The sequence below is a fragment of the Kitasatospora sp. NPDC096147 genome (genome assembly GCF_044763225.1).
Taxonomy (GTDB): Bacteria; Actinomycetota; Actinomycetes; order Streptomycetales; family Streptomycetaceae; genus Kitasatospora.
On record NZ_JBIWFX010000010.1, the window covers coordinates 92,948 to 117,415 of the forward strand.

Consider the following 24,468-nt stretch of genomic DNA (forward strand, 5'->3'; position numbering starts at 1 on the left):
TCCCGCCTGCCGGGTACGGGGATTCACTTGCACGTGAGCGTCCGTCCCCGGCACACGGTCGTTGCGTTCCCCTTCGCGCAGTTCCCCGCGCCCCTGACCGCCCTGCAGGCAGCCCCGGCGCCGAGCGGCAAGCACCAACCCGCCTGCCGGGTACGGGGATTCACTTGCACGTGAGCGTCCGTCCCCGGCACACGGTCGTTGCGTTCCCCTTCGCGCAGTTCCCCGCGCCCCTGACTGCCCTGCGAGCAGCCCGAGGCGCCGGGCGGCAAGCACCAACCCGCCTGCCGGGTACGGGGATTCACTTGCACGTGAGTGTCCGCACCCGGCACACGGTCGTTGCGTTCCCCTTCGCGCAGTTCCCCGCGCCCCTGACTGCCCTGCGGGCAGCCCCGGCGCGGAGCGTCAGACGTCAGGCGAGCGGGAGTTCGTAGATGAGCTCCAGGCCGTCCTCGTCGTCCCACTGTTCGCCGACGTGGACGAAGCCGAAGGCGGCGACGGTGGCCAGGGAGGCCTCGTTGTCGGGGCTGATGGTGGCGCGGACGACGGTGACCGAGGGCTCGGCCTCGGCCTGCCGGATCATCGCGGCCAGGATCGCCTTGGCGTAGCCCCGGCGGCGGTGGGCCGGGTCGACGCCGTAGCCGACCTCGACCATGCCGCGTTCGTCCGGCGGGCCGTGGAAGCCGGCCGCGCCGATCGGGACGTCGCCCGAGAGCACCGTGCGGGTCACCCAGTCGGCACTGGTGGGGTCGTCGGCGATCTGGTGGTAGCGGCGCCGCCAGGTGCCCCGCATCATCTCGCTCGCGGCGTACTCGGCCAGCGGCAGCCCCGACTCGGCCACGGCGCCGGGCAGGTCACCTGCCATCAGCAGGCCCATCACGGGGCGGGGCACCTTCACCAGGCTGACCTGGAGCGGGGCGTCGGGGGCGGAATACCAGGGTTCCGATCGTTCTGTCACGCACGGATGGTCGCCCAGCACCAGGGGGCTGTCCAGCGGTTATCCGCCCGACAGCCCCCTGACGGCGGATCAGTAGGGCTTCACCAGCACGTGCGCGGCGCCCGGGATGCCGATCTTGAGGAGCTCGTCCTCCTCCGGCGTGGTGGGGGTGCCGGTCTCCTGCTTGAGCACCGCCCGCGACAGCGACTGGACGAACATCGCACGCGGCCGGCGGCGGGCCTCCCAGGCGGCCAGGGCGGCGGGCACCGACTCGGCGGCGTCCAGCTCCTGGGCGAGCACCAGGGCGTCCTCGACGGCCATCGCGGCGCCCTGGGCCAGGTGCGGGGTGGAGGCGTGCGCGGCGTCGCCGGCCAGCACCACCCGGCCGACGTGCCAGGGCTCCTCCACCGTCACCTGGGAGATCCGCGAGTAGACCACGGCGGCCGGGTCGGTGACGTGGGTGAGCGCCTCGGCGACCGGGCCGGCGAAGCCGGAGAGCCGCTCGGCGAGCTGCTCGTGGGCCCGCTCCGGGTCCGGGCGGAAGTCCTCGGCCTCGGCGAACACGGCTCCCAGGTACATCAGTTCGCCGGTGATCGGGGTGAGCAGCGCCTTGGCCGCCTGGTTCCCGGTGCTCATCACCACACCCTGCACCTCGGGCTGCCGGGGCACGGTGACCCGCCAGTTGGCGAAGCCGGTGTACTCGGGGCGGTGGCGGTCGCCGTAGAGGCGGGTGCGCAGCGGGGAGCCGATGCCGTCGAAGCCGACCACCAGGTCGAAGCGGCCGGCGCTGCCGTCGGAGAGGGTGACGTCCACGCCGTCGCCGTCGTCGGTGAGGGCGGCGATGGTGGTGGAGAAGCGGACCACCGCGCCGGCCTCGGCGGCGGCCCGGCCGAGCACCTCGGCGAGCGCCGGGCGGGGTATGCCGTTGTTGGCCGGGGCGTCGTCCATCCGGGGCTGCGGGATCTTCGCCAGGGTGGCGCCGGCCGGGTCGCAGATGGTCAGCACCTCCCACTCGAAGCCGGCCTTCAGGCAGTCGTCCAGCACGCCGAGTTCGCGCATCACGTGCAGTGCGTTGGAGGGCTGGATGATGCCGACACCGAGGGCGTCGAGGCGGTCGCGCAGCTCGGCGACCTCGACGGTGTGGCCGCGCCGGGCCAGGGCGATCGCGAGGCTCAGGCCGCCGATGCCGCCGCCGTGGACCAGGACGCGCAGGGGTTGTGCCATGGGGTGTCTCCGGGGGAAGTTCGGGGGCTGGGGGAAGGGGTCGGTCAGCCGACCGGGAGGGCCATCAGGTGGTCGACCAGGGCGAGCAGCACGTCCCGGCCGAACGGCCGCTCGCGGATGTCGCCGACCAGCATCGGGACGTGCCGGTCGAGGTCGAGTGCGGCCCGGATCTCGTCGGGGGTACGGGTGTTGACGCCGTGGAAGCAGTTGATCGCCACCACGAAGGGGATGCCCCGGCTCTCGAAGAAGTCGATCGAGGCGAAGCTGGTCTCCAGTCGGCGGGTGTCGGCGATCACCACGCCGCCGAGCGCGCCGTTCACCAGGTCGTTCCACATGAACCAGAAGCGTTCCTGGCCCGGGGTGCCGAACAGGTAGACCACCAGCTCGGGGCTGACGGTGATCCGGCCGAAGTCCAGCGCGACGGTGGTGGTGTCCTTCTGGTCGACCCCGGCCAGGTCGTCCACGCCGACGCTGGCGGTGGTCAGGTACTCCTCGGTGCGCAGCGGGGCGACCTCGCTGACCGCGCCCACCATGGTGGTCTTGCCGACGCCGAAGCCGCCGGCGATCAGGATCTTGACGGCGTTGGCACCCGCCTGGGTGGTGGTCATCTCAGAGCCTCCTCAGTCCCTCGCGTACGGCGGCCAGCAGGCCGCGATCGGCGCCCCCGGCGGCCCGCGCCACCGAGATCGGGGCGCGGGCGGTCAGCAGGCCCTGCTCGACCAGGTCGCCGAGCAGGATCTTGGTCACCGAGACCGGCAGGTTCAGGTCGGCGGCGACCTCGGCCACCGCGGCGGGCCGCCGGCAGCGGGCCAGGATCAGCCGGTGCTCCGGCTGGAGCCGGCCGGGCCGGCCGGAGCCGCCGCGGGCCTCGGCGGACTCCGGCACGCTGGTGAGCAGGGTGATCAGGGTCAGGTCGTCCCGCTCGGGCGCGGTGCGGCCGGCCGTGATGGTGTACGGGCGCACCATGCTGTCCGCGCCGTCCGCGCCGTCCTCCTCGTCCCAGTCCGGCGCGTCCCAGTCCTCCGGGCTCACCCGCGCTGCCCGCCCCGGGCGGCGAACGCGTCGAAGTCACCGCGCTGCGGGGTGCTGAGCTTCTGGCCGACCTGCTGCACCAGGTTGTGCATGGCCAGCGACATCACCTCGGCGTCCACCTCCTGGGAGGCGACCACGGCCAGGTGGGTGCCCTGGCCGGCCGCGATGACGAACAGCCAGAGCTCGGCCAGCTCCACGATCACCTGGTGCACCGGACCGCCGGCGAACAGCTGGCCGACACCCCGGGCCAGGCTCTGCTGTCCGGTGGCGATGGCCGCCAGCCGCTCGGCGTCGGAGCGGTCGATGGTGCGGGCGTGACTGACCACCAGGCCGTCGTCGGAGAGCAGGACGGCGTGCCTCGTCCCGGCCACCTGGTCCACCAGGCCGTCCAGCAGCCAGTCGAGGTCCTGGTGGGTGGCGGTTGTACGCGTCGTCATGACCGGTCTTCTCTCGTCGGGTTGGAGGTGGGGTTCCAGGTGTCCGGCTCCACCGGGGTGTCGCCGGAGCGCGCCTCCCTGGAGCGCCGCTGGAAGGCACCGATCGCTGCTCCGGCCCGTCGGGGGGCCGGTCGGAACAGCGGGTTCTCGTCCCAACGGGGCGGCGCGGGGGCGGCCGGCGGGCCGTCCGGGTCGATCCGCAGCTCGTCCACCAGGCTGGCCTGGCGGATCCGGCGCGGCAGCGGCGGCTCCGCGCCCGGCAGGGCGGGGAGGGCCGGGGCGGGCGGGAGGCCGGCCCAGGCGTCGGCGGCCACCGGTTCGGTGCGCGGCGGCTCCGGCCGGTACGGCTGCTCCGGCTGGTACGGCTGCTCGGGCCGGTACGGCTGCTCCGCCCCGTAGGGCTGCTCGGGCCGGTACGGCTGGTGGGCGGCCGGCTGGTACGGCTCGGCCTGGTGGGGCTGGTACGGATCCGGCTGGTGGGCCTCGGGCCACCGGGGCTGCTCGGCCGGGTGCTGCTCGGCCGCGTACGGCGCCGGCAGTGCCGGGAACGGCCGGTCGTGACGGACCGTCAGCGGCTCCTCCGGGTGGGCCTCGGCAGGGCCGCCGTGCTGCGGGAGCGGTTCGATGGAGGGGTACGGATCCTCGTAGGGCACGTACGGGGCCTCCTCGGAGGGCACGGGCGGGGCACCGGGCGCCCCGGCGGCGGTGCCGATGGCGGTCACCCCGGCCAGCGCCTGGCCGCGCGAGCGGGTCGGCAGGCCGCTGCCCTGCTGCGGTGCGGGGGCGACCGGACGGAGCGTCGGGTCCGGGACGATCAGCTCGTCCGGGACCAGCACCACGACCCGGGTGCCGCCGAAGGCGGACTGCCGGAACTCGATCCGCAGGCCGTGCTGGTCGGCGAGCCGGGCCACCACGTAGAAGCCGAGCCGGATGTCGTCGCCACGGGCCAGCACGTCGGTCCGGGGCGGACGGGTCATCAGGCGGTTGGCCTCGTCGATCTGTTCCTCGTCCATGCCGAGGCCGCGGTCCTCGACCTCGATCGCCACGCCCCGGCTGACCTTGCCGGCCCGCAGCTCCACCGGGTTCGGCGGACGGGAGAAGGAGAGCGCGTTCTCGATCAGCTCGGCCAGCACGTGGGCTACCGGGCCGACCGCGCGCTCGGAGAGCCACGGGCTGCCGTCCAGGTCGATGACCACCCGGCGGTAGTCCTGCACCTCACCCTGGGCGGCGCGCATCACGTCCAGCAGCGGGACGGGCTTGCGCCAGCGCCGGTGCGGGGTGCCGCCGGCCAGGATCACCAGGTTCTCCTCGTACCGGCGCAGGCGGGCGGTGAGGTGGTCCAGGTCGAAGAGGCCCTCCAGGATCTCCGGGTCCTCGTGCCGGCGCTCCAACTCGTCCAGCTTCTTCAGCTGCTGACCGATCAGCAGCTGGGTGCGGCGGGCGATCCGCTGGAGCAGCCGCTCGAAGCCCCGGTGCTGGTCGGCCTGGGCGACGGCGGCCTGGATGGCGCTGGCCCGGGCCAGGTTGAAGGCCTGGCCCAGCTGGGCCAGCTCGTCCTCGGTACGGGCCCACGGGTCGGGCTCGATCGCCCTGGCCTGCTCCTCGGGGTCGATCTGCTCGCCGTTGCCGAGCCGCTCGACCACGGCGGGCAGGTCGTTCTCCAGCTCCACGGCGCGTTCCTGGAGCCAGCCGATCCGGCGGCGCAGGTTGCGGGTGAGCCGCCAGCTGGTGACCGCGACCACGACCACCGCGAACAGGCCGATCACTGTGGTGAGCAGCAGCCGCAGGCCGAGGCTCATGATGCTGCCCTTGCCCTCCTCGACCACCAGCCCGGTGTGGTGCTCCAGCAACGCGACCAGCTGCGGGGTGAGGGCGTCGACCGACTGGCGCCAGGCGTCCTTGTCGGTGCCGAGCGGGATCCGGCCGTCCCGGCCGGGGGCGACCGGCTTCAGCAGGTCCTGCTCGGCCCTGGCCTTGCCCTGCCACGCCTGGCCGGTGGCGATCTTCTGCCACATCACGACCTCGTCGGCCGGCAGGTAGGGCGCGACCTGGGTGTTGAACTGGAAGGTCTGCTCGGCGATGGCCTGCCGCAGCTGGAGGTGGTCGTCGGGGGCGAGCGAGCCGCTCGGCCAGCCCCGGGCCAGCAGGGCGTCCGAGCGGGAGATCATCTCCTTGGCCCAGAACAGGTCCACCAGCGGCTGGGAGATGGTGGTGATCCGGCCGTTGTCCACGTGGCTGAGCGCGGAGAACAGCTTGAGGTCCACCGCGATCAGGTCGGTGTAGTAGCCGTAGACCACCGCCTGCTGCTGCTCGCTGCCGCTGTCCACCAGGGCCCGCTGGGCGGGCAGTTGGTTGATCGCCTGGCGGGCCTGCCGGACGGCCTCCCGGACCTCGACCGGGGCGTCGTCGGCGGAGACCCCGGAGAGCTTCTGGAAGTCGGCGATCGCCTGGTCGGTCTTGGCCCGCTGGGCGCGCAGCGCCTCACTGACCCCGCTGTGGGTGGCCAGGACGTCGGCGCTCAGGCGCCGCTCCTCCTGGAGGTTGTAGTACACGATGTTGGACGGCTGGCCGGCCTCCTGCGCGAGCAGGCCCTGGGCGGCCTGGCGCTGGAAGTCGAAGAGGAGCTGTCCGCTGCTGACGGCCCACAGGGCGGCCAGCGCCATACCGGGGATGACCGCCAGCACGAGCAGGGTCGCGCGGAGCGACAGCCGGCCCGTGATGATCCGTCTGGACGCGCGCGTGCGCAGGGCATGCTCCTTCGGATATGACACCAGTCGTACGCAACTGGTCGAATCTGACAGGACTCTGACGGATGGATATTAGTCGTACCGCATATCGGTGGGTGAAACCACCATGGCGATCCGATGAACCACCGACCGTCACACCCCCTCTGAACTGCCGTTCCACAGAGCCGAACTGATGCACCGACCGCCCTCCGGTGGTCCAGACCTCGGCGGCGGGGCGGTCGGTCTGCCAGAGTTCGGGTGCCCGAACGGTCACCCCGGAGTGCCCCCGCCCACCCTCCGTCCCAACCCCCGGAGTCGTCGATGAGCCGTCAGCACACCTACACCCTCGCCGTCACCTGGACCGGGAACACCGGCGCCGGCACGGCGAACTACCGCGCCTACGAGCGCTCCCACGAGGTGGCGGCCGAGGGCCTGCCGACCATCGTCGGCAGCTCCGACCCGCTGTTCCGGGGCGACCCGGCCCGGTGGAACCCGGAGCAGCTGCTGCTGGCCGCGCTCTCCCAGTGCCACCTGCTCTCCTACCTGCACCTGTGCGCGGTGAACAAGGTGGTGGTGACCGCCTACGTGGACGAGCCGGTCGGCACCATGGTCGAGGGGGCCGGGGACGGCCGGTTCACCGAGGCGGAGCTGCGGCCCCGGGTGGTGGTGACCGAGCCGGACATGGTGGAGCGGGCGATCGCCCTGCACGCCGACGCCAACAAGGCCTGCTTCATCGCCAACTCGGTCAACTTCCCGGTGCACCACCGGCCCGAGGTGACGGTCGCCACGGTCGATTGACCGGTTCCGGCCGGGCGTGGTGGGATTTCGGCGGTTCATTGGTCGTCAGGAGTCCGGAGCAACCCCCGTGCAGCAGCCCTCCCTGGTCATCGGTGTCGGCGGCAGCAGCGGGGTGGACGGCACCGAGGTGCTGGCCCTGATCGACACCGCCCTCGCCGCGCTCGGCCGGGAGCGCGCGGACGTCGCCGGGCTGGCCACCGTCAGCGCGAAGACCACCGAGGCCGGTCTGCGAGCCGCCGCCGAGGTCCTGTCCGTCCCGCTGACCGGCTACCCCGCCGCCGCGCTGGCCGCCGTCCCGGTGCCGCACCCCTCCGAGGCGGTGGCCGCCGCGACCGGCACCCCCAGCGTGGCCGAGGCCGCCGCGCTGCTGGCCGCCGGCCCAGGTGCCCGCCTGCTCTCCGCCAAGCGCCGGTCGCCCCGCGCCACGGTGGCCGTCGCAGACGGCGCGGACGGCGAGAGCGGGGTGCGCGGCAGGAGCGGCGCGGACCGGACGGACGGCGAGAGCGGGGTGCGCGGCAAGAGCCGCACGGACCGGACGGACAGCGAGAGCGGGGCGGGTCGCGCGGACCGCGAGAGCAGTGCGGCCGACGCGGACCTGCGGCACCACGGGGACGCCGCGCTGCCGGCCGCAGGCCCGGGTGCCCGCCTGCTCTCCGCCAAGCGCCGGTCGCCCCGCGCCACGGTGGCCGTCGCAGACGGCGCGGACGGCGAGAGCGGTGCGGTCGAGCCGGACCTGCGGCACCACGGGGACGCCGAGGTGCGGGCCGCCGGGCTGGTCGACCTGGCGGTGAACGTCCGGACCGGGACCCCGCCCGAGTGGCTGCGGGCGCACCTGGCGGCGACGCTGGGCGAGTTGGCCGCGTACCCCGAGGGGAGCCGGGCCAGGGCCGCCGTCGCCGCGCGGCACGGGCGGCCGGTCGGGGAGGTGCTGCTGACCTCCGGGGCGGCCGAGGCCTTCGTGCTGCTGGCGAGGGTGCTGGCGCCCCGTCACGCCGTGGTGGTGCACCCGCAGTTCACCGAGCCGGAGGCGGCCCTGCGGGACGCCGGGCACCCCGTCCACCGGGTGCTGCTCTCCCCCGCCGACGGCTTCCGGCTGGCGCCCGGCGCGGTCCCCGAAGAGGCGGACCTGGTGGTGGTCGGCAACCCGACCAACCCCACCTCCGTGCTGCACCCCGCCGCCACCCTGGCCGCCCTGGCCCGCCCCGGCCGGACCCTGGTGGTGGACGAGGCGTTCGTCGACACCGTGCCGGGCGAGCGCGAGAGCCTGGCCGGCCCGCACGACCTGCCCGGCGAGGTGGTGGTGCTGCGCAGCCTGACCAAGACCTGGGGCCTGGCCGGGCTGCGGATCGGCTACGTGCTCGGCCCGGCCCCGCTGATCGCCCGGCTGGCCGCCGCCCAACCGCTCTGGCCGGTCTCCACCCCCGCGCTGGCCGCCGCCGAGGCGTGCAGCACCCCGGCCGCCCTGGCCGAGGCGGACGCCGCCGCCCACACCCTCGCGGTCCGGCGCGCCCACTTGCTGGCCCGGCTGGCGGAGCTCCCGGCCGTCACGGTGCACGGCGAGCCGGCCGCCTCCTTCGTCCTGGTGCACACGCCCGGCGCCGCCGCGCTGCGCGAGCGCCTGCGGGCGGCCGGCTTCGCGGTCCGCCGGGGTGACACCTTCCCGGGCCTCGGACCGGACTGGCTGCGGATCGCGGTCCGGGACGAGGCGACCACCGACGCCTTCCTGGCCGCGCTGGCGGCACTCCTGCCCTGACGGAGCATCAGCGACCTCCCCGGGTCGGACGGTCAGTGGCCGCCCCGGGGCTCGACGCAGCCGCCCTCCTGGTACACCCCGTGCACCTCGGTGGTCGGCTTCGGTCCGAACCGGACCGTCACGCACGGCCCGACCCCGGGCACCAGGACCGCCGCCAGCCCCGGGGCGGTGTCGACCCGCAGCTCGACGTTCTCCTTCGGGTACCCGAGCGAGTCCAGGGTGGCCAGCACCGAGGCCGCCCCGGCTGCCGCCCCGTCCTTCGGCAGTGCCGCCGCGGCCAGCCGGGCCGCGTGGCCCTCGCCCCGGCAGCGGGCCTTCTCGGTCAGCGGCACGGTCGACTTGAAGGCGTGGTTCTCGGCGTACTTGGGGTTCTCCGCCGGACCACCGCCCATGGTCCCCGAGGCCTTCGGCGCGGGGACGGTGTCGGCCGCGGCGGCGCAGCGCCGGGCCACCTCGGGGAACTTCGCGTCGTGCGCGGCCACCGCGTCCTTCAGCCGCTGCGCGGCGGCGTCCTGGGCCGCCGCGGAGGCGGATGGCGAGGCCGACGGCGAGGACGGAGCCTGGCTCTGCGCCGGGGCCGGTGCGGCGGTGCCGCCGGTGCCCGGGGCCGGGCGGCTGCCGCAGGCGGCCGTGGTGAGCAGCAGGGCGGCGACGGCGAGGGCGGGCAGGACGGGGCGTCTCACGGCGGGCTCCGGTTCGCGGTGCGGCAAGGGTCGTACCCGACTCTGCCGCACCGGTCGGCCGCCCGTCCTGAGTACTCCTACTCAACTCCCTTTCAGCGCACGATCCCCAGCGTCCGGGCCTCGGCCAGCCAGCGCGGGTACTCCTCCAACAGGGCGTCGTAGAGCGCGCCTTCCTGCCAGGCGCGCGGGTCGTCACCGGCCGCGAAGAAGTCGGCGTTGTCGACCGTGCGGCCGTCCAGGTCGTCCAACCGGGCCAGGAAGCCCAGCTGTTCGCGGCGGCCGAAGCCGACGAACTTCCAGAACAGCGGCTGCTTGGAGGCCGTCTTCAGCGCCTTGCGGGTCGCGCCGCCGTCCGAGGGGTCGCCGTCGGTCTGGAAGATCACCAGGGCCGGGGTGCCGGGGGCCCGGCGCTCGTGCAGCTTCGCCACCTCCTTGATCGCCGGGGCGTAGGAGGTGCCGCCCATCGAGACGCCCTGCCGGACCCGGTCGATCTGGCCCTGGTGACCGGCCAGTTCGAGCTCCGTTGTCTTGGCGATCTTGTGGGAGAACAGCACCAGCGGGACGGTGCCGTCGTCGTCCAGGTTGGCCGCCAGACCGAGCACCTGCTCCGCGAAGACCTGGACGTCACCGCGGTCGTAGAAGCTGCTCATGCTGCCGGAGTAGTCCAGCACCAGGTAGACGGCGGCCCGCTGGCCGGTCAGCCCGCGCTTGTGCAGGGAGGCCCCGGCGCTCTGGTACTTCGTCAGCAGTGCCGGTGCGACGGCCGCGACCTTCTCGAAGCTCATCGCGGCGCCGGGCACGGGGGCCGGACCGGTGGGCGGAGCCGCGTACGCGGGCGGGGCGGTGTACGCGGGCGGAGCCGGGTACGTAGGCGCGGCCGGGTACGCGGGCGCAGCAGCAGGTGCGGGTGCGCCGTACGCGGGCGCAGCCGGGTGGGTGGGCGCGGCAGCGGGCGGGGTGTACGCGGGAGGCCCGGGAGTCGGCTCCTCGGCGACGCTCACGCCGTAGTCGGTGGCCAGCGCGGCCAGCCCGCCCGCGTAGCCCTGGCCGACCGCACGGGCCTTCCAGAGCGTGCCGCGCCGGTACAGCTCGGCCAGCACCAGGATCGTCTCGCCGTCCTCCATCCCCGGCGGCACGAACTCCAACTCGGCCGCACCGTCCCGGATCAGCACCGACGGCGTGCTCTCCGGCCGGAAGGTGGTGCCGGGCAGGTCGACGTCCACGCTGGCGACCACCACCACGGAGGCCACGTCGGCCGGCAGGGCGGTGAGCGAGGCGGTGATCGCGGCCCCCGCCAGGCTCACCCCGTCGCGGCGGGGGTTGTTGAAGAAGACCAGGTCCTCGTCGGTCCTGACCTTGCCCTGCTCGTCCACCAGGAGGGCCGAGACGTCCACGGCCACCGTGCCCGGGGCGACCGTGACGGTCACCTCCGGGCCGGTGAGCGTGGCGTTGGCACCCTTGGCGAGGCTGTTGACCGGCATGTGCGTCGTCCCCCGTGTCGTGGCGAAGGTCAACAGGGTCACGGGCGGACGGACGACCCGTCAAGGGACCTGACGTGCACGGATCTTCAGGGGGCGATCGGGAGCTTCCGCTTGTGGTCGGTCAGCCGGTAGCGGTTGACGATCTTCTCGAAGGAGGCGGCGGCGACCGGCTTGCCCTCCAGGAAGTCGTCGATCTCGTCGTAGGTGACGCCGAGCGCGTCCTCGTCGGCCTTGCCCGGGGCGAGGTTCTCCAGGTCGGCGGTGGGCACCTTCCACACCAGCTCGGCCGGGGCCCCGAGGGCGTCCGCGACGGCGCGCACCCGGCGCTTGGTCAGGCCGGTCAGCGGCACCAGGTCGGCCGCGCCGTCGCCGAACTTGGTGAAGAAGCCGGAGACCGCCTCGGCCGCGTGGTCGGTGCCGACGACGAGGCCGTCGTGCGCGCCGGCCACCGCGTACTGGGCGATCATGCGCTGACGGGCCTTCACGTTGCCCAGCAGGAAGTCCTGGTGGTGCTCGTCCCGGAAGCCGGTGCCGGAGGCCAGCACGGCGGCCAGCATGGCGTCGCTGGCGGGCTTCACGTCCACCGTGAGCACCTCGTCGGCCCGGATGAAGGAGAGCGCCAGCTGGGCGTCCTTCTCGTCCGCCTGCACGCCGTACGGCAGCCGCATGGCGTGGAAGACCGCCTGGTGCCCGGCCGCCCGAGCCCGCTCCACCGCGAGCTGGCAGAGCCGGCCGGCCGTGGTCGAGTCCACCCCGCCGCTGATGCCCAGCACCAGCGACCGCAGCCCGGTGGAGGTCAGCCGCTCGGCCAGGAAGGCCACCCGCCGCTCGATCTCCGCCTCGGCCTCGAACACCTCGGCCACTTCGAGGTCCCGGGCGATCTCCTGCTGGAGGGCACTGGCGGCCGGCTCACTCACGTCTGCTCCTACTGCTGTCCCGACACTCTGTCCCGTCCACCCTACTCAGCCCCGCCGCGCAGCTCTCCGGCCCACTCCGCGAGCAGCCCGAGGTGCGCCCCGGTGAGCCCGTACCGGTGGTCCACCCGTACCGTCAGCGCGGGCCCGGGGTGGTGCGCGGCGATCCATTCGGCGTCCTGCGGCTCCAGCTCGTCGTCCACCCAGGCGAACGGCTGCCCGGCCGCCCACGCGACCAGTCGGCGGGTCTTCCAGTGCAACCCGTCCGGATCACCGCCGTGCGCCGACGGCCAGTCCACCCACGGGAGCGGGGGCAGCCCGAGCAGCGGCGAGATCCACCGGTTCGCCTCCTCACCCCAACTGCTGCACCAGACCGGCCGGTACGGCAGCGCGAGCAGCGCGGGGCCGTGCGCCGGGTGCAGGTGCACCGTCCGGGGCAACCGGGCGGCGGCCGGGCGTACGGAGTACGGACGGTAGCCCTCGGGCAGCCGGGCGGGGTCGGCGGTGTACGGGCTGAGCGGGCCGTCCACGTCGAGCAGCAGCAGTGGAGTCCGTTCGTCCATGGGTCGGAATCGTCATTGCGGAGGGCCGACCGGTCAAGCGGAGCGGTCGGCCGGGGCGGCCGGGGATCGCCCGTACGGGTGAGACCCCGTCACCCCTGACGGCGAAGTCCGGCCCGGAGGACCGGACTTCGGGGGTACCGGGGGTCGGCGGGCAGGATGATCGGGGGCGACCGCGATCCGTTCCCGAGAGGTACCTCTGATGATCCGTAAGGCCGCGACCGCTGTGACCGCCGCCACCCTGGCCGCGCTGGCCTTCGCCCCCACCGCCGCGGAGGCCGCCGGTCCGCACGGCGGGGAGGCGCTGCAGACCGCGCTGGACACCTCCTGCGAGGAGGTCGGCAAGCTGGGCACCCAGCAGGGCCTGGCGATGGCCGGATTCCTGGCCCAGGACCTGCCGGGCGGCCGGGCCTTGGCCAACTGCACCGCGCACGCCATCTCTGAGGGCGACGGCCAGTTGGCCTCGCTGCTGAACGCCACCCCGATCCGCTCGGTGGACCTGCGCTGACCCGGGGCGTCCCCGGCGGACGCTCCCCTCGGTCGGGGACCGGCGGCGACCACCACGGGCCTCCACCGCGCGGGTGGGCGTCGTCGATGGACGCCGGCGGCTCGACCGGGCCGGGCGACGGCACGCTCCGGCGGCGACCGCCCGGCTCGCGCACCTTCTCCGCCGCCCCGGCCTGTCCTTCGCCCGGCCCGGCCCGGCCCGCCCTGTCCAGGGCAGGGGACCGCCCCGGACGGGGAGAGCGCCCCTACGCCGCCGCCCAGGACCGGGCGGCGGCAATCCGGGCGGCGGTGGTGGGGTGGGTGGCGAACAGCAGCACCACCCAGCGCGGCGGGTCCACGTCGGCCACGTTGGTCACCGCGAGGCGGCGCTGCATGGCGATGAACTGCTCCGGGTCGCCGGTGAGTTCGAGCGCGTGCCGGTCGGCCCTGCGCTCGATCCGGCGACTGGCGGCGCACTGCACCGGCCCGGCCGCCGTGGAGAGCAGGGCGCCCAGGGCGGCCAGCAGGAAGAGCGAGCGCGGGTCGGCCGCCGAGGAGGCCCCGGCCGCCGAGAGCAGCGGCGGCCAACAGGCCAGCAGGCCGAGCACGGCGACCGCCAGCGCGGTGCCGAGGGCGCCCAGCACGGTGCCGGTGAGCACGTCCCGGTGCTTCACATGGCCGAGCTCGTGGGCGACCACCAGCTCGGTCTCGCGCGGGTCGGCGGTGGTGAGCAGGGTGTCGTAGCAGACGATCCGCCGGGTGGCGCCGAAGCCGGAGACGTAGGCGTTCAGCGCGGTGGTCCGCCGGGAGGCGTCGGCGACCAGCACCTCGCGCACCCGGATGCCGTCCCGCCGGGCCAAGTCCAGGAGCGCGGTGCGGAGTTCACCCTCCGACAGCGGCGTGAACCGATTGAACAACGGCTCCACCACCAGCGGGAAGAGGAACGACAGCAGCACCACCAGGACCGCCGCCAGCCCGGCCGCGGGCAGCCACCAGCCGTCCGGGGAGCGGTCGGTGAGCACGTACAGCCCGTAACCGAGCGGCAGTCCGAGCAGCAGGCTGAGGGCCAGTCCGCGCAGCTGGTCCACCGCCCAGCCGCCCCAGCCCTGGGTGACCAGCCCGTATCCGCGCCGGATCTCCCGCAGCCGGGCCCCGAACGGCAGCCCGGCCAGTTGCCCGAGCAGCACCAGCACGGCCACTCCGGCCAGCACCTCGGCCGTCCGCGAGCCGCCGAACAGCCCGCCGGCCCAGGAGACCAGCCCGGCCCCGGCCGGGGTCAGGCCGAGGGCGAGCGGGAGCAGCAGGCCGACCGCGCGGGAGCCGAGCGCCCAGGGCAGTTGGGCCCGGCGCAGCGCCCGGCCGCGCGCGAGCTGGTCGGGGGTGAAGTCGTCCATGCCCGCAAGGATGGCAGGAACGGCCGCAGGCCCGCCCTCCCCTCACGGGGCGGGCGGGCCTGCGGTGACGTTTCGTCAGCCGTGCACCGCGGGGCGGCGCGACCGGATCAGACCTGGCCGGCCTTCTCCAGGGCGGCGCAGCAGGTGTTGATCAGGAGGCGGGTCACCACGTACGGGTCGACGTTCGCGTTCGGGCGACGGTCCTCGATGTAGCCCTTCTGGTCGACCTCGACCTGCCACGGGATGCGGACCGAGGCGCCACGGTCGGAGACGCCGTAGGAGTACACGTTCCACGGGGCGGTCTCGTGCTTGCCGGTCAGGCGGGACTGGATGTCGTCGCCGTACTGGTTCACGTGCTCCAGGACGATCTCCTGGGAGGCGCCGAGCGACTCGCAGGCGGTGATGATGGCGTCGTAGCCCTCGCGCATCGCCTTGGTGGAGAAGTTGGTGTGGGCACCCGCGCCGTTCCAGTCACCACGGGCCGGCTTGGCGTCCAGGGTGGCGTCGATGCCGAACTCCTCGGCGGTGCGGTAGAGCAGGTAGCGGGCGATCCACATGTCGTCCGAGACGGTCAGCGCGTCGACGGGGCCGATCTGGAACTCCCACTGGCCGGGCATGACCTCGGCGTTGATGCCGCAGATCGCCAGGCCGGCGTCCAGGCAGCGGTCGAGGTGCAGCTCGACGATCTCGCGGCCGAAGACCTCCTCGGCGCCGACGCCGCAGTAGTAGCCGCCCTGCGGGGCCGGGAAGCCGCCCTCCGGGAAGCCGAGCGGGCGGGAGCCCTTGAAGAAGGTGTACTCCTGCTCGATGCCGAAGATGGACTCCTGGGCCGCGTACTTCTCGGCGGCCTCGCGCAGCGCGGCGCGGGTGTTGGACTCGTGGGCGGTGCCGTTGGTCTCCAGCACCTCGCAGAGCACCAGGATGTTGTCACCGCCGCGGATCGGGTCCTTGACGACCTTCACCGGGTCGAGCACGCGGTCCGAGGCGTGACCCTCGGCCTGGTTGGTCGAGGAACCGTCGAAGCCCCAGGTGGGGATCTTGTCCGCGTTCGGCAGGACGCGAGTCTTGGAACGGAGCTTCGCGGTCGGCTTGGTGCCGTCGATCCAGATGTACTCGGCCTTGATCGCCATTGCGGTGAACCTCACTGCTTGGGTGGTGGGTGCCCGCGTAGCGTCGCAAGCCGCCGTTTCCCGGTTGTTCCTCCTATGTAACGCCCATGTGAACCAACCGTCCGCAGCGGCACCGGCACCGTCCGAGAGTGTCAGGTCCGGAATGTGGGCCGCTCAGAGGGGTCGAATCCGTCAGAAGGGCGCATTCAGCGCTTCCTGGCGTGGGCCCTCCGGCGCCGGGTCAGCCGCAGGGCGCCGAGGCCGACCACCAGCAGGGCGCCGGCCGCACCGAGCAGGACGCCGGTGCCACTGCTGCCGGTGGAGGCGAGCTGCTCGGCGGCTGCCTTGCTCGGGCTCGGGGTCGGATTGGCCACGGCGGGGACGGCACGGTTCGCCTTGCTCGGTTCGGGGCTCGGCGAGGCAGCGGGGGTCGGCGAGGCCACCGGGGTCGGGCTCGCGGACGGGCGCGGGGCGGGCTTCTCGCAGCTGACCGAGGCGACGGTGATCTTCCCGGTGACCTTGGCGACGTTCAACTGGAGCGGATTGAGGTCCAGTTGCACCTCCAGCGCGGAGGCCGCGGCGGTGCTGGTCGTGGTGGTGCGCTTGGAGAAGCCGACCTCCACCGTGCCGACGCCGTCCAGGTTCACCCGGGTCGGGCCGCTCACCGAGAGGGTGACCGGCTTGCCCAGCACCGTCAGCTTCGCCGGGGAGTCCACCTTCGCGGTGGGCGGCCCGTCGACCGGGCAGGTGACCTCGGCGGTGAGCGCCTCGACCACCAGCAGCGGCGCCCCGACCAGGCCGGGCGCCCCCAGGTCGGCCTTGGTCAGCTGCACCCGGGCGGAGGCGCCGTCCGCATCCGCCCGGGTGGTGGAGCGGCCGACCTCGGCCCGGACCAGTTCGACCGGCCGCCCCTGGTCCACCCCCGCGACGGTGGTGGTGAGCACCGACCCGTCCTTGCTGGCCGGGGCCTGCACCTTGTTCAGCGAGATGTCCACCGGCACGGCGGCCGTGCGGCCCAACACGCTCACGTCCAGGTCGAGTTCGGCCGTGACGGCGGAGGCCTTGCCGACGGACGGCTCGGCGGCGCGGGCGGGTGTCGCCAGGGCGACGACGAGGGCGGTGGCGGCGGCGGCGCGGAGAACGGTGCTGTGCACGGGCATGACGAACAGGACCCCTGTGGAGTTGGCCGGACTGGACGAGCCGCCCAGTCTGGTCCGAACAATCCGTCACATCAGTAACACTGTCGGTCAGTTCACTCGATCGGGTTGTCTACCCGGAATGCGCCCGCGGTGCTCCTACGGGAGGCGCCAGTCGACCGGGGCAGCGCCCTGCTCGGCGAGCATCTGATTGGCCCGGCTGAACGGGCGGGAGCCGAAGAAGCCGCGGTCGGCGGACATCGGGCTGGGGTGGGCCGACTCGACGGCGGGGACGGTGCCCAGCAGCGGGCGGAGGTTGCGGGCGTCGCGGCCCCAGAGGATGGCGACCAGCGGGCCGCCCCGGGCGACCAGCGCACGGATGGCCTGCTCGGTGACCTCCTCCCACCCCTTGCCCCGGTGCGCGGCGGGCTTGCCGGGAGCGGTGGTGAGCGCGCGGTTGAGCAGCAGCACGCCCTGCTGGGTCCACGGGGTCAGGTCGCCGTTGGCCGGCGGCGGGAAGCCCAGGTCGCGGCCGTACTCCTGGTAGATGTTGATCAGGCTGCCCGGGATCGGCCGCACGTGCGGCGCCACCGAGAAGCTCAGCCCCACCGCGTGGCCCGGCGTGGGGTACGGGTCCTGACCGACGATCAGCACCCGGACGGCGTCGAAGGGCTGTTGGAACGCCCGCAGCACGTCCGGCCCGGCCGGCAGGTAGGTCCGCCCGGCGGCCAGCTCGCCGCGCAGGAATCCCCCCATCTCGGCCACCCGGCCGGCCACCGGCTCCAACGCCCTGGCCCAGCCAGGTTCGACGATCTCGTTCAACGGACGTGCACCCATACGGCCCAGCCTATCCGTACGGGCGGACGGTCATCGGCGCACGATCCGCCCGCGCAGCACCACCAGCTGAGGGTCCGCCAGCACCCGGACGTCCGCCCGGGGATCGGCGTCGTAGACCACCAGGTCGGCCGGCGCCCCCTCGGTCAGACCGGGACGGCCGAGCCACGCGCGGGCGCCCCAGGTGGTGGCGGAGAGCGCCTCGACCGGCGTCAGCCCGGCCCTGGTCAGCTCGGCCACCTCGTCGGCCACCAGGCCGTGCGGGATCGAGCCGCCCGCGTCGGTGCCGACGTAGATCGGGACGCCCGCGTCGTGTGCGGCGCCGACCGTGTCGTAGCGGCGCTCGTGCAGCCGGCGCATGTGCGCCGACCAGGCGGGGAACTTGCTCTCGCCGCCGGCCGCCAGCTTGGGGAAGGTGGCGATGTTCACCAGCGTCGGCACGATCGCCACGCCGCGTTCGGCGAAGACCGGGATCAACTCCTCGGTCAGGCCGGTGGCGTGCTCGACGCAGTCGATCCCGGCCGCCAGCAGGTCCGGCAGCGACTCGGCCGCGAAGCAGTGCGCGGTGACCCGGGCGCCCTCCTGGTGCGCCGCCGCGATCGCCTCCCGCAGTGCGTCCCCCGGCCAGCAGGCGGCCAGGTCGCCGCGCTCGCGGTCGATCCAGTCGCCGACCAGCTTGACCCAGCCGTCCCCGCGCCGGGCCTCGGCCCGGACGTAGGCGGCCAGGTCACCCGGCTCGACCTCGTGCGCGTAGTTGCGGATGTAACGCTTCGTCCGGGCGATATGCCGGCCGGCCCGGATGATCCTCGGCAGATCCTCCCGGTCGTCGATCCACCGGGTGTCGGCGGCCGACCCGGCGTCCCGGATCAGCAGGGTGCCGGCGTCCCGGTCGGTGACCGCCTGGCGCTCGCTGGTCTCCGCGTCCACCGCGCCGTGCGCGTCCAGGCCGACGTGGCAGTGCGCGTCCACCAGGCCGGGGAGCACCCAGCCGCGCACGGTGCGGGTCTCGCCGGCGGGCCGGCGGTACGTCACCCGGCCGTCCACCACCCAGAGTTCGTCCCGGACGTCCTCCGGGCCGACCAGCACCCGCCCCTTGACGTGCAGCACCGCGCCATCGCTCATGACCGCACTCTACCGACGGGCACCCGGGCTGCCGAGGGAACGAAGGGGGCAGACTGTCCACGAAGCGCCCTCCACCGAAAGGCCGGCCCGTGAGCTCCGACCGCCCCGTCAGCCCCTTCCTCGACCTCCCGCCGCTCGGCGCCGCCCGGTTCGCCGCGATCGAGGACCGGGTGGCGGCACTGCTGCACACCCGGGCCGACGTGATCGTGACGCAGGGCGAGGCGCTGCTCCCGCTGGAGGCGGCGATCCGCAGCGCGGTGCGGCCCGGCTCCACCGCGCTGAACGTGGTCACCGGTCCGTACGGGCAGACCTTCGGCGGCTGGCTGCGCAGCTGCGGCGCCGAGGTGGTCGACCTGGCGGTGCCGTTCACCGGAGCGGTGTCGGCCGCGCAGGTCGGCGAGGCGCTGGCAGCCCACCCGGAGATCGACTTCGTCTCGCTGGTGCACGCCGAGGCGGCCACCGGGAACACCAACCCGGTGGCCGAGATCGCCGACGTGGTCCGCGAGCACGGCGCGCTGCTGATGCTGGACGCCGTCGCCTCGGTGGCGGCCGAACCGCTGGAGACCGACGCCTGGGGCGTCGACCTCTGCGTGATCGGCGGCCAGAAGGCGATGGGCGGTCCGGCCGGGGTCTCCGCCGTCTCGGTCAGCGACCGGGCCTGGGAGCGGATCACCGCCAACCCGGCCGCGCCGCGCCGCTCCTACCTCTCGCTGCTGGACTGGAAGGAGCGCTGGACGGACGCCGGGCGCTCCGTACTCCCGCACGCACCGGCCCAGTTGGAGATGCTCGCGCTGGAGGCGTGCCTGGACCGGATCGAGGCCGACACCCTGACCGCCACCATCGCCCGCCACCGCGCCGCCGCCGCAGCCCTCCGGGCCGGCGTGCTGGCCCTCGGCACCCTGCTCCCCTACGTCACCGACGCCCGCGCCGCCGCCCCGGTCGCCACCACCCTGCTCACCCAGCCCACCCAGGACGCCACCACCCTGGCCACCGCCCTCGGCCGCACCCTCCCCGTCCAGTCCGGCGGCGGCGCCCTCGCCACCACCATGCTCCGGGTCAACCACTACGGCCCGCACGCCTCCCTGGAGACGGTGCTCGACGTCCTCACCGCCCTGGCCGAGGCGGCCCCGGGCGGCGACGGCGTCCTGGAGGCCGCCGAGAAGGCCTGGACCGAGGCGATCGCTGACTGACCGTCACCACGAGGGCATTCAAGGCAACACGCATGGACGTACGGTACGCCGATGCGTGTTGCCTGAACCCCGAGGTCGCCCCCATGGCTCCCGACCACCGATCCGGCCACGCCACGGGTCCGGCTGCCGGAGGCCGGCGCCCTCTTCGCCGCACCGCCGTCCGCCTGGGGCGACGCGTTCGCACGGATCGGGCCGGCCGGAGCCGCGGGACGAGAACAGCAGTCCGGTGATCACCGGCCGGCGGACCCCGGACGCCGAGTCCCCGGACGGCCCGCAGGCCCGGCTGGTCACCGTCTGCCCGGCCGGCCTGCACTCGGGCGTCCGGCCCGATCTCCACCTGGGAGCCGTCGAACTCCTGGCGGCCCGGCAGGCCTGACCGACGGTTTTCGGACAGGGTGGCGGATTGCCGTCGGGTTACGAACGGCGGCGGTCCGCTCGCGAGCTGGGAAGATCCACGGAAAACTGATGACCTGTCAGGAACATTTACGGCCGGAAGAGGTCTGACACGTTCACGTCGAGTCTGCGTAGCCTCTCCTGCACGGCAGCCCCTCACCGCCGTACCCCCACAGGTCACCAGGAGCAGCAGATGCGTCTTCCGGTCCGTTCCCTCTCCCACGCCTCCAGCCGGGTGCTCGGCGTCGCCGCGCTGGCTGGGCTGCTGACCGCCGGTCAGTTCGCCGCGCCCGGTTCGTTCGGGGCCCTGGCCGCCGCCCCGGAGGCCGCCGCGTGTACGTCCCCGGACGGCGGGAGCGCCTCGGCGCGGCTGCCCAAGGGGGCGGCCGGCCACGTCGACGAGCCGAACGCGCTGTCGGCGGCCCAGGTCAAGGCGATGGACGCCGACCTGGCGGCCCGGGTCTCCCACCTGCAGAGCAGTGCCAACGGGCAGAACCTGCTGGCGGGCAGCAGCTCGCTGGCCGCCACCACCATCCCGGTCTACTTCCACGTGGTGCACGCCGGGACCACCGGCAAGCTCAGCGCGACGGCGATCAACAACCAGATCGCGGTGCTGAACGCGGCCTACGGCGGCCAGGGCAGCGGCAACACCGCGACCCCGTTCAAGTTCCAGCTGGTCGCCACCGACTACACCGACAAGTCCGCCTGGTACAACGGGATCACCCCGGGCTCGTCGGCCGAGAAGTCGATGAAGACCTCGCTGCGCAAGGGCGGCGCCAACGCGCTGAACATCTACACCGCCAAGCTCGGTCAGAGCCTGCTGGGCTGGGCCACCTTCCCGAGCTCCTACAGCTCGAACCCGAAGGACGACGGCGTGGTGATGCTGGACGCCTCACTGCCGGGCGGCTCGGCCACCAACTACAACGAGGGCGACACCGCGACCCACGAGGTCGGCCACTGGCTCGGGCTCTACCACACCTTCCAGGGCGGCTGTAACGGCGCGGGCGACTCGGTCAGCGACACCCCGGCCGAGGCCAGCGCGGCGTACGAGTGCCCGACCGGCCGGGACTCCTGCGCGAGCAAGCCGGGCCTGGACCCGATCAAGAACTTCATGGACTACACCTACGACTCCTGCATGACCCAGTTCACCCCGGGCCAGGTCACCCGGATGTCCAACGCCTGGGCCTCCTACCGCGCCTGACACACCGTCCGGGGCCCCCGTCCGTGCCACGCGGGCGGGGGCCCCGGCACGTCCGGCGCCGTTCGCCGGACGGCCAGCTGCCGGACGCCCGGAGATCACCGAACGCGGCCAGAGTTGTCTGTACAACTTGACCCGGAGGGTGAGATGGAAACGTCCCTGTACTGGCTCCGCGACAACTGCCCCTGCGCCGACTGCCGCGATCCGCGCACCGGCCAGAAGCTGTTCCAGATCGGCGAGCTGCCCGAGGAGCTGACGATCCGCCGGGAGTCCGAGGAGGAGCACGGACGGCGGGAGGTCGAGTGGTCGGACGGCCACCTCTCGCACTACCCGGCCGGCTTCGCGGAGGCGGCCGGCGTGCCGGACGGGGCGGAGGACGACGGGCGGAGCGAGCTCGGCAAGCCGCTCTGGGCCGCCGCCGACTTCGCGGCCGGCCCGCCGGAGGCCGACTGGGCCGCCTACCTGGCCGAACCGGCCGAGCGGGCGGCCGTCCTGGGCGCGGTCCGGCGGTTCGGCTTCGCTCTGCTGCGCGGGGTGCCGGTGGTGGAGCGCCAGGTGCTGGAGGTGGCCCGCAGCTTCGGCTACGTCCGGGAGACCAACTACGGCGAGCTGTTCGACGTCCGGGTCGAGCCGGACCCGAACAACCTGGCCTTCACCAACGCGGCCATCACCCCGCACACCGACAACCCCTACCGCGACCCGGTCCCCACCCTGCAACTGCTGCACTGCCTGCGGAACGAGGCCGAGGGTGGCGACTCCGGCCTGGTGGACGGCTTCCGGGCGGCGGCACTGCTGCGCGCGGAGCACCCGGCGGACTTCGCGGTGCTCACCCGCACCCCGGTGCCGTTCGTCTTCCGCGACCGCCGCACCGAGCTGCGGGCCGACCGTCCGCTGATCGGCACCGACCCGCTGGGCCGGGTCCGCGAGGTGCGGTTCAACAACCGCTCGATCTCCACCCTGCGCGGGCTCTCCGCCCCGGAGCTGGACGCCTTCTACACCGCCTACCGCCGGTTCGCCGCGATCACCCTGCGGCCGGAGCTCCAGCTGGACTTCCGGCTCGGCCCGGGCGACTGCCTGATCTTCGACAACACCCGCCTGCTGCACGCCCGGACGGCCTTCGAAGCGGACGGCGCCCGCCACCTCCAGGGCTGCTACGCCGATCTGGACTCGCTCGCCTCCACGCTGGCGGTGCTGCACCGGCAGGAGGCCGCGCTGGACCGGATCGCCGAGCTGTTCGGCGGCGAGGGCGCCGCCGAGTACCTGGGTGAGGAGGTCACCATGGCCGAACACATGCTCCAGGCGGGCGCGTTGGCCGAAGCGGCCGGCGCCCCCGACCACCTGGTGGCCGCCGCCCTGCTGCACGACGTGGGCCACTTCGACGGCACCGGGCTGGAGCTGATGGCCGGGAAGGACAACCGCCACAGCTCCACCGGCGCCGACTGGCTGGCCCAGTGGTTCGGCCCCGAGGTCACCGAGCCGGTCCGGCTGCACGTGGCCGCCAAGCGCTACCTCTGCACCGCCGAGCCCGGCTACCGCGAACGGCTCTCCGCCGCCTCGGAGTTCACCCTCCAGGTGCAGGGCGGGCCGATGACGGAGGAGCAGGCCGCCGCGTTCGCCGCCCGACCGGGTGCGGTGGACGCCGTGACGGTGCGGCGCTGGGACGAGGAGGCCAAGCACGCCGACGCCGCCACCCCGCCGTTCGAGCACTTCCGACCGCTGCTGGCCCGACTGATGGGCTGACCCGGCGTCAAGGGGAGCCGGGGGCCCGAGCGGACGGAGAGGAGCCCGGGGCCCCAGGGCGGACCGGCGGAACCGGAGCAGGCCGGGACGCTCCCGGGCCGGGAGGCAGGTGGCCGTCAGGCCCCGGGCGGCCGGAGCGGGCCGGGGAGACGGAGGCGGCCGGTCGGACCGGGAAGACCGCCGGGGAGGCCGGAGCGAGCCGGCCTGCTCCCCGGCCGGCCGGCTGCCGTCAGCCCCCGGCGAGCAGGCGGCGGATCCGCTCGGCGGTGGCCGCGTCCCGGGCTGCCGTGAACGGCAGCGCGTTCCCGCCCGCCAGGCGGAACGGTTCGCCGGTCACGGTGGTCTGGGCGCCGCCCGCCTCGGTGACCAGCAGGAGCCCGGCCGCATGGTCCCAGGCGTTCTCCCAGTCGTAGGCGGTGGCGTCGAACTCGCCCCGGGCCAGCGCCAGGTACTCCAGCCCCGCGGACCCGGCCGACCCCCGGAGCCGCACCCCGGGCACCCGCAGCCCGAGCAGCGCCCGGCGGCGCTCCGGGCTGGTGTACTCGTGGTGCGAGGAGGAGACCTCCAACTCCCCGTCCGGCGAGGCGGTCCGGGTGCGCAGCCGCTCGCCGTCCTGCCAGGCGCCGCCGCCGCGCACGGCGGTGGCGAGCTGCTCCAGCGCGGGGGCGTAGGTCCAGGAGGCGAGGATCTCGCCCCGATGGGCCAGCGCCACCAGGGTGCAGAAGCCGGTCTGCCCGTGGACGAACGGGCGGGTGCCGTCCACCGGGTCGACGATCCACACCGGGGCGTCGCCGGCCAGCGCGGCGTACCGCGACGGATCGGCGTGCACGCCCTCCTCGCCGACCACCGCCGAGCCGGGCAGGATCGCGGTCAGTGCCCCGGTCAGGTACTCCTCGGCCTTCCGGTCGGCGGCGGTGACCAGGTCGTACGGACCCTTCTTCTCGTCCACCTCCTCGGGGGCGAGGTGCCGGAAGCGGGGCATGATCTCGGTGGCGGCGGCCTCCCGGACCGCCTCCTCGACCAGGGGGAGCAGGGCATCGAGAGAGCGTTCGTCGATCACCGGGCCATCAGACCACACGGAGGGCGGCCGGCGGACGAACTGCGGGCAACCGCTCGGGCCCGCACCGGGCCAGGGTCGGACCCACCGCAGGAGCGGGCGCCGGGGCGAGCACCCGGGGACGCGGGGCTCTGCCGAGGTGCGGCTCCGCGCGTGGGTGCGAGGACAGCCGACGGCCCACCGGCACCTGAGCCGCCGTCAGCCGGTGGCACGTGCTGCCGCACCCCCGGGCGCATGCCCCACCGGACCTCGCGCGCCGGGCCGGCG

The 24,468-nt window shown here is 74.2% G+C and carries 23 protein-coding genes and 1 pseudogene; 8 read left to right on the top strand and 16 right to left on the bottom strand.

Features of this window, described 5'->3' with window-relative positions:
• Positions 1–409: 409 nt before the first annotated feature.
• The 6 genes from ACIRBX_RS27540 to ACIRBX_RS27565 form a co-directional block, all read right to left on the bottom strand.
• Positions 410–955: a GNAT family N-acetyltransferase gene (locus tag ACIRBX_RS27540; RefSeq protein WP_402300541.1), complete on the bottom strand. Its 546-nt coding sequence runs from the start codon at positions 953–955 to the stop codon at positions 410–412.
• A gap of 69 nt (positions 956–1,024) precedes the next feature.
• Positions 1,025–2,158 (bottom strand): FAD-dependent monooxygenase, encoded by a 1,134-nt coding sequence (locus tag ACIRBX_RS27545; RefSeq protein ID WP_402300542.1) that lies wholly within the window; start codon positions 2,156–2,158, stop codon positions 1,025–1,027.
• A gap of 44 nt (positions 2,159–2,202) precedes the next feature.
• Positions 2,203–2,766: a GTP-binding protein gene (locus tag ACIRBX_RS27550; RefSeq protein WP_402300544.1), complete on the bottom strand. Its 564-nt coding sequence runs from the start codon at positions 2,764–2,766 to the stop codon at positions 2,203–2,205.
• A 1-nt stretch (position 2,767) separates the two neighbouring features.
• Positions 2,768–3,124, bottom strand: a complete 357-nt coding sequence (locus ACIRBX_RS27555) for a DUF742 domain-containing protein (protein WP_402300785.1) — start codon at positions 3,122–3,124, stop codon at positions 2,768–2,770.
• Between the two features lie 62 nt (positions 3,125–3,186).
• A complete protein-coding gene (locus tag ACIRBX_RS27560; RefSeq protein WP_402300546.1) occupies positions 3,187–3,627 on the bottom strand; it encodes a roadblock/LC7 domain-containing protein in 441 nt (146 codons plus the stop codon).
• Positions 3,624–6,398, bottom strand: a complete 2,775-nt coding sequence (locus ACIRBX_RS27565; RefSeq protein ID WP_402300547.1) for a nitrate- and nitrite sensing domain-containing protein — start codon at positions 6,396–6,398, stop codon at positions 3,624–3,626. The genes ACIRBX_RS27560 and ACIRBX_RS27565 overlap by 4 nt, the downstream gene beginning before the upstream one ends.
• A gap of 276 nt (positions 6,399–6,674) precedes the next feature.
• Between ACIRBX_RS27565 and ACIRBX_RS27570 the strand changes: the two genes are divergently transcribed.
• Together ACIRBX_RS27570 and cobC are read left to right on the top strand one after the other, a co-directional pair.
• The gene (locus tag ACIRBX_RS27570) at positions 6,675–7,151 is read left to right on the top strand and encodes an OsmC family protein (RefSeq protein ID WP_402300549.1); all 477 of its coding nucleotides are present in this window, start codon (positions 6,675–6,677) and stop codon (positions 7,149–7,151) included.
• 67 nt (positions 7,152–7,218) lie between these two features.
• A complete protein-coding gene (gene cobC / locus ACIRBX_RS27575; RefSeq protein WP_402300551.1) occupies positions 7,219–8,904 on the top strand; it encodes an Rv2231c family pyridoxal phosphate-dependent protein CobC in 1,686 nt (561 codons plus the stop codon).
• A gap of 32 nt (positions 8,905–8,936) precedes the next feature.
• On the opposite strand, the gene ACIRBX_RS27580 is transcribed toward cobC, so the two are convergent.
• From ACIRBX_RS27580 to ACIRBX_RS27595, 4 genes are all read right to left on the bottom strand, one after another.
• Complete coding sequence (locus ACIRBX_RS27580) at positions 8,937–9,587, bottom strand: hypothetical protein (RefSeq protein ID WP_402300553.1); 651 nt, start codon at positions 9,585–9,587, stop codon at positions 8,937–8,939.
• Between the two features lie 92 nt (positions 9,588–9,679).
• The gene (locus tag ACIRBX_RS27585; protein WP_402300555.1) at positions 9,680–11,068 is read right to left on the bottom strand and encodes a VWA domain-containing protein; all 1,389 of its coding nucleotides are present in this window, start codon (positions 11,066–11,068) and stop codon (positions 9,680–9,682) included.
• An 86-nt stretch (positions 11,069–11,154) separates the two neighbouring features.
• Entirely contained in the window at positions 11,155–11,985 is an 831-nt protein-coding gene (gene nadE, locus ACIRBX_RS27590) for an ammonia-dependent NAD(+) synthetase (protein ID WP_402300556.1), read from the bottom strand.
• A gap of 41 nt (positions 11,986–12,026) precedes the next feature.
• Positions 12,027–12,545: a hypothetical protein gene (locus ACIRBX_RS27595; protein ID WP_402300558.1), complete on the bottom strand. Its 519-nt coding sequence runs from the start codon at positions 12,543–12,545 to the stop codon at positions 12,027–12,029.
• Positions 12,546–12,744: 199 nt separating this feature from the next.
• On the opposite strand from ACIRBX_RS27595, the gene ACIRBX_RS27600 reads away from it, so the two are divergent.
• Positions 12,745–13,050, top strand: coding sequence for a hypothetical protein (locus ACIRBX_RS27600; RefSeq protein WP_402300560.1), 306 nt, complete (start codon positions 12,745–12,747; stop codon positions 13,048–13,050).
• 244 nt (positions 13,051–13,294) lie between these two features.
• Here the strand turns inward: ACIRBX_RS27600 and ACIRBX_RS27605 are convergent, their stop codons facing one another.
• The 5 genes from ACIRBX_RS27605 to ACIRBX_RS27625 all read right to left on the bottom strand — a co-directional run bounded on the left by ACIRBX_RS27605 (position 13,295) and on the right by ACIRBX_RS27625 (position 18,623).
• Positions 13,295–14,434, bottom strand: a complete 1,140-nt coding sequence (locus ACIRBX_RS27605) for a M48 family metallopeptidase (protein WP_402300788.1) — start codon at positions 14,432–14,434, stop codon at positions 13,295–13,297.
• A 95-nt stretch (positions 14,435–14,529) separates the two neighbouring features.
• Positions 14,530–15,552: a glutamine synthetase gene (gene glnII, locus ACIRBX_RS27610; protein ID WP_402300791.1), complete on the bottom strand. Its 1,023-nt coding sequence runs from the start codon at positions 15,550–15,552 to the stop codon at positions 14,530–14,532.
• A gap of 185 nt (positions 15,553–15,737) precedes the next feature.
• On the bottom strand, positions 15,738–16,685 hold the full coding sequence (locus ACIRBX_RS27615; RefSeq protein ID WP_402300562.1) for an SCO1860 family LAETG-anchored protein: 948 nt from the start codon (positions 16,683–16,685) through the stop codon (positions 15,738–15,740).
• Positions 16,686–16,826: 141 nt separating this feature from the next.
• The gene (locus ACIRBX_RS27620) at positions 16,827–17,504 is read right to left on the bottom strand and encodes a uracil-DNA glycosylase (RefSeq protein ID WP_402300564.1); all 678 of its coding nucleotides are present in this window, start codon (positions 17,502–17,504) and stop codon (positions 16,827–16,829) included.
• A gap of 30 nt (positions 17,505–17,534) precedes the next feature.
• Positions 17,535–18,623: an amidohydrolase family protein gene (locus ACIRBX_RS27625; protein WP_402300565.1), complete on the bottom strand. Its 1,089-nt coding sequence runs from the start codon at positions 18,621–18,623 to the stop codon at positions 17,535–17,537.
• Between the two features lie 89 nt (positions 18,624–18,712).
• On the opposite strand from ACIRBX_RS27625, the gene ACIRBX_RS27630 reads away from it, so the two are divergent.
• From ACIRBX_RS27630 to ACIRBX_RS27650, 5 genes and pseudogenes are all read left to right on the top strand, one after another.
• Complete coding sequence (locus tag ACIRBX_RS27630) at positions 18,713–19,813, top strand: pyridoxal-phosphate-dependent aminotransferase family protein (RefSeq protein ID WP_402300566.1); 1,101 nt, start codon at positions 18,713–18,715, stop codon at positions 19,811–19,813.
• A 226-nt stretch (positions 19,814–20,039) separates the two neighbouring features.
• Entirely contained in the window at positions 20,040–20,189 is a 150-nt protein-coding gene (locus ACIRBX_RS27635; RefSeq protein WP_402300568.1) for a hypothetical protein, read from the top strand.
• A 210-nt stretch (positions 20,190–20,399) separates the two neighbouring features.
• Positions 20,400–21,407 (top strand): zinc metalloprotease, encoded by a 1,008-nt coding sequence (locus ACIRBX_RS27640; protein WP_402300569.1) that lies wholly within the window; start codon positions 20,400–20,402, stop codon positions 21,405–21,407.
• A gap of 108 nt (positions 21,408–21,515) precedes the next feature.
• A pseudogene (locus ACIRBX_RS27645) lies at positions 21,516–22,547 on the top strand (TauD/TfdA family dioxygenase); the annotation flags it as partial.
• A 147-nt stretch (positions 22,548–22,694) separates the two neighbouring features.
• The gene (locus ACIRBX_RS27650; protein ID WP_402300793.1) at positions 22,695–23,144 is read left to right on the top strand and encodes an HD domain-containing protein; all 450 of its coding nucleotides are present in this window, start codon (positions 22,695–22,697) and stop codon (positions 23,142–23,144) included.
• Positions 23,145–23,373: 229 nt separating this feature from the next.
• Here ACIRBX_RS27650 and ACIRBX_RS27655 read toward each other — a convergent pair whose 3' ends face one another.
• Positions 23,374–24,201, bottom strand: coding sequence for an inositol monophosphatase family protein (locus tag ACIRBX_RS27655; RefSeq protein ID WP_402300795.1), 828 nt, complete (start codon positions 24,199–24,201; stop codon positions 23,374–23,376).
• Positions 24,202–24,468 lie beyond the last annotated feature (267 nt).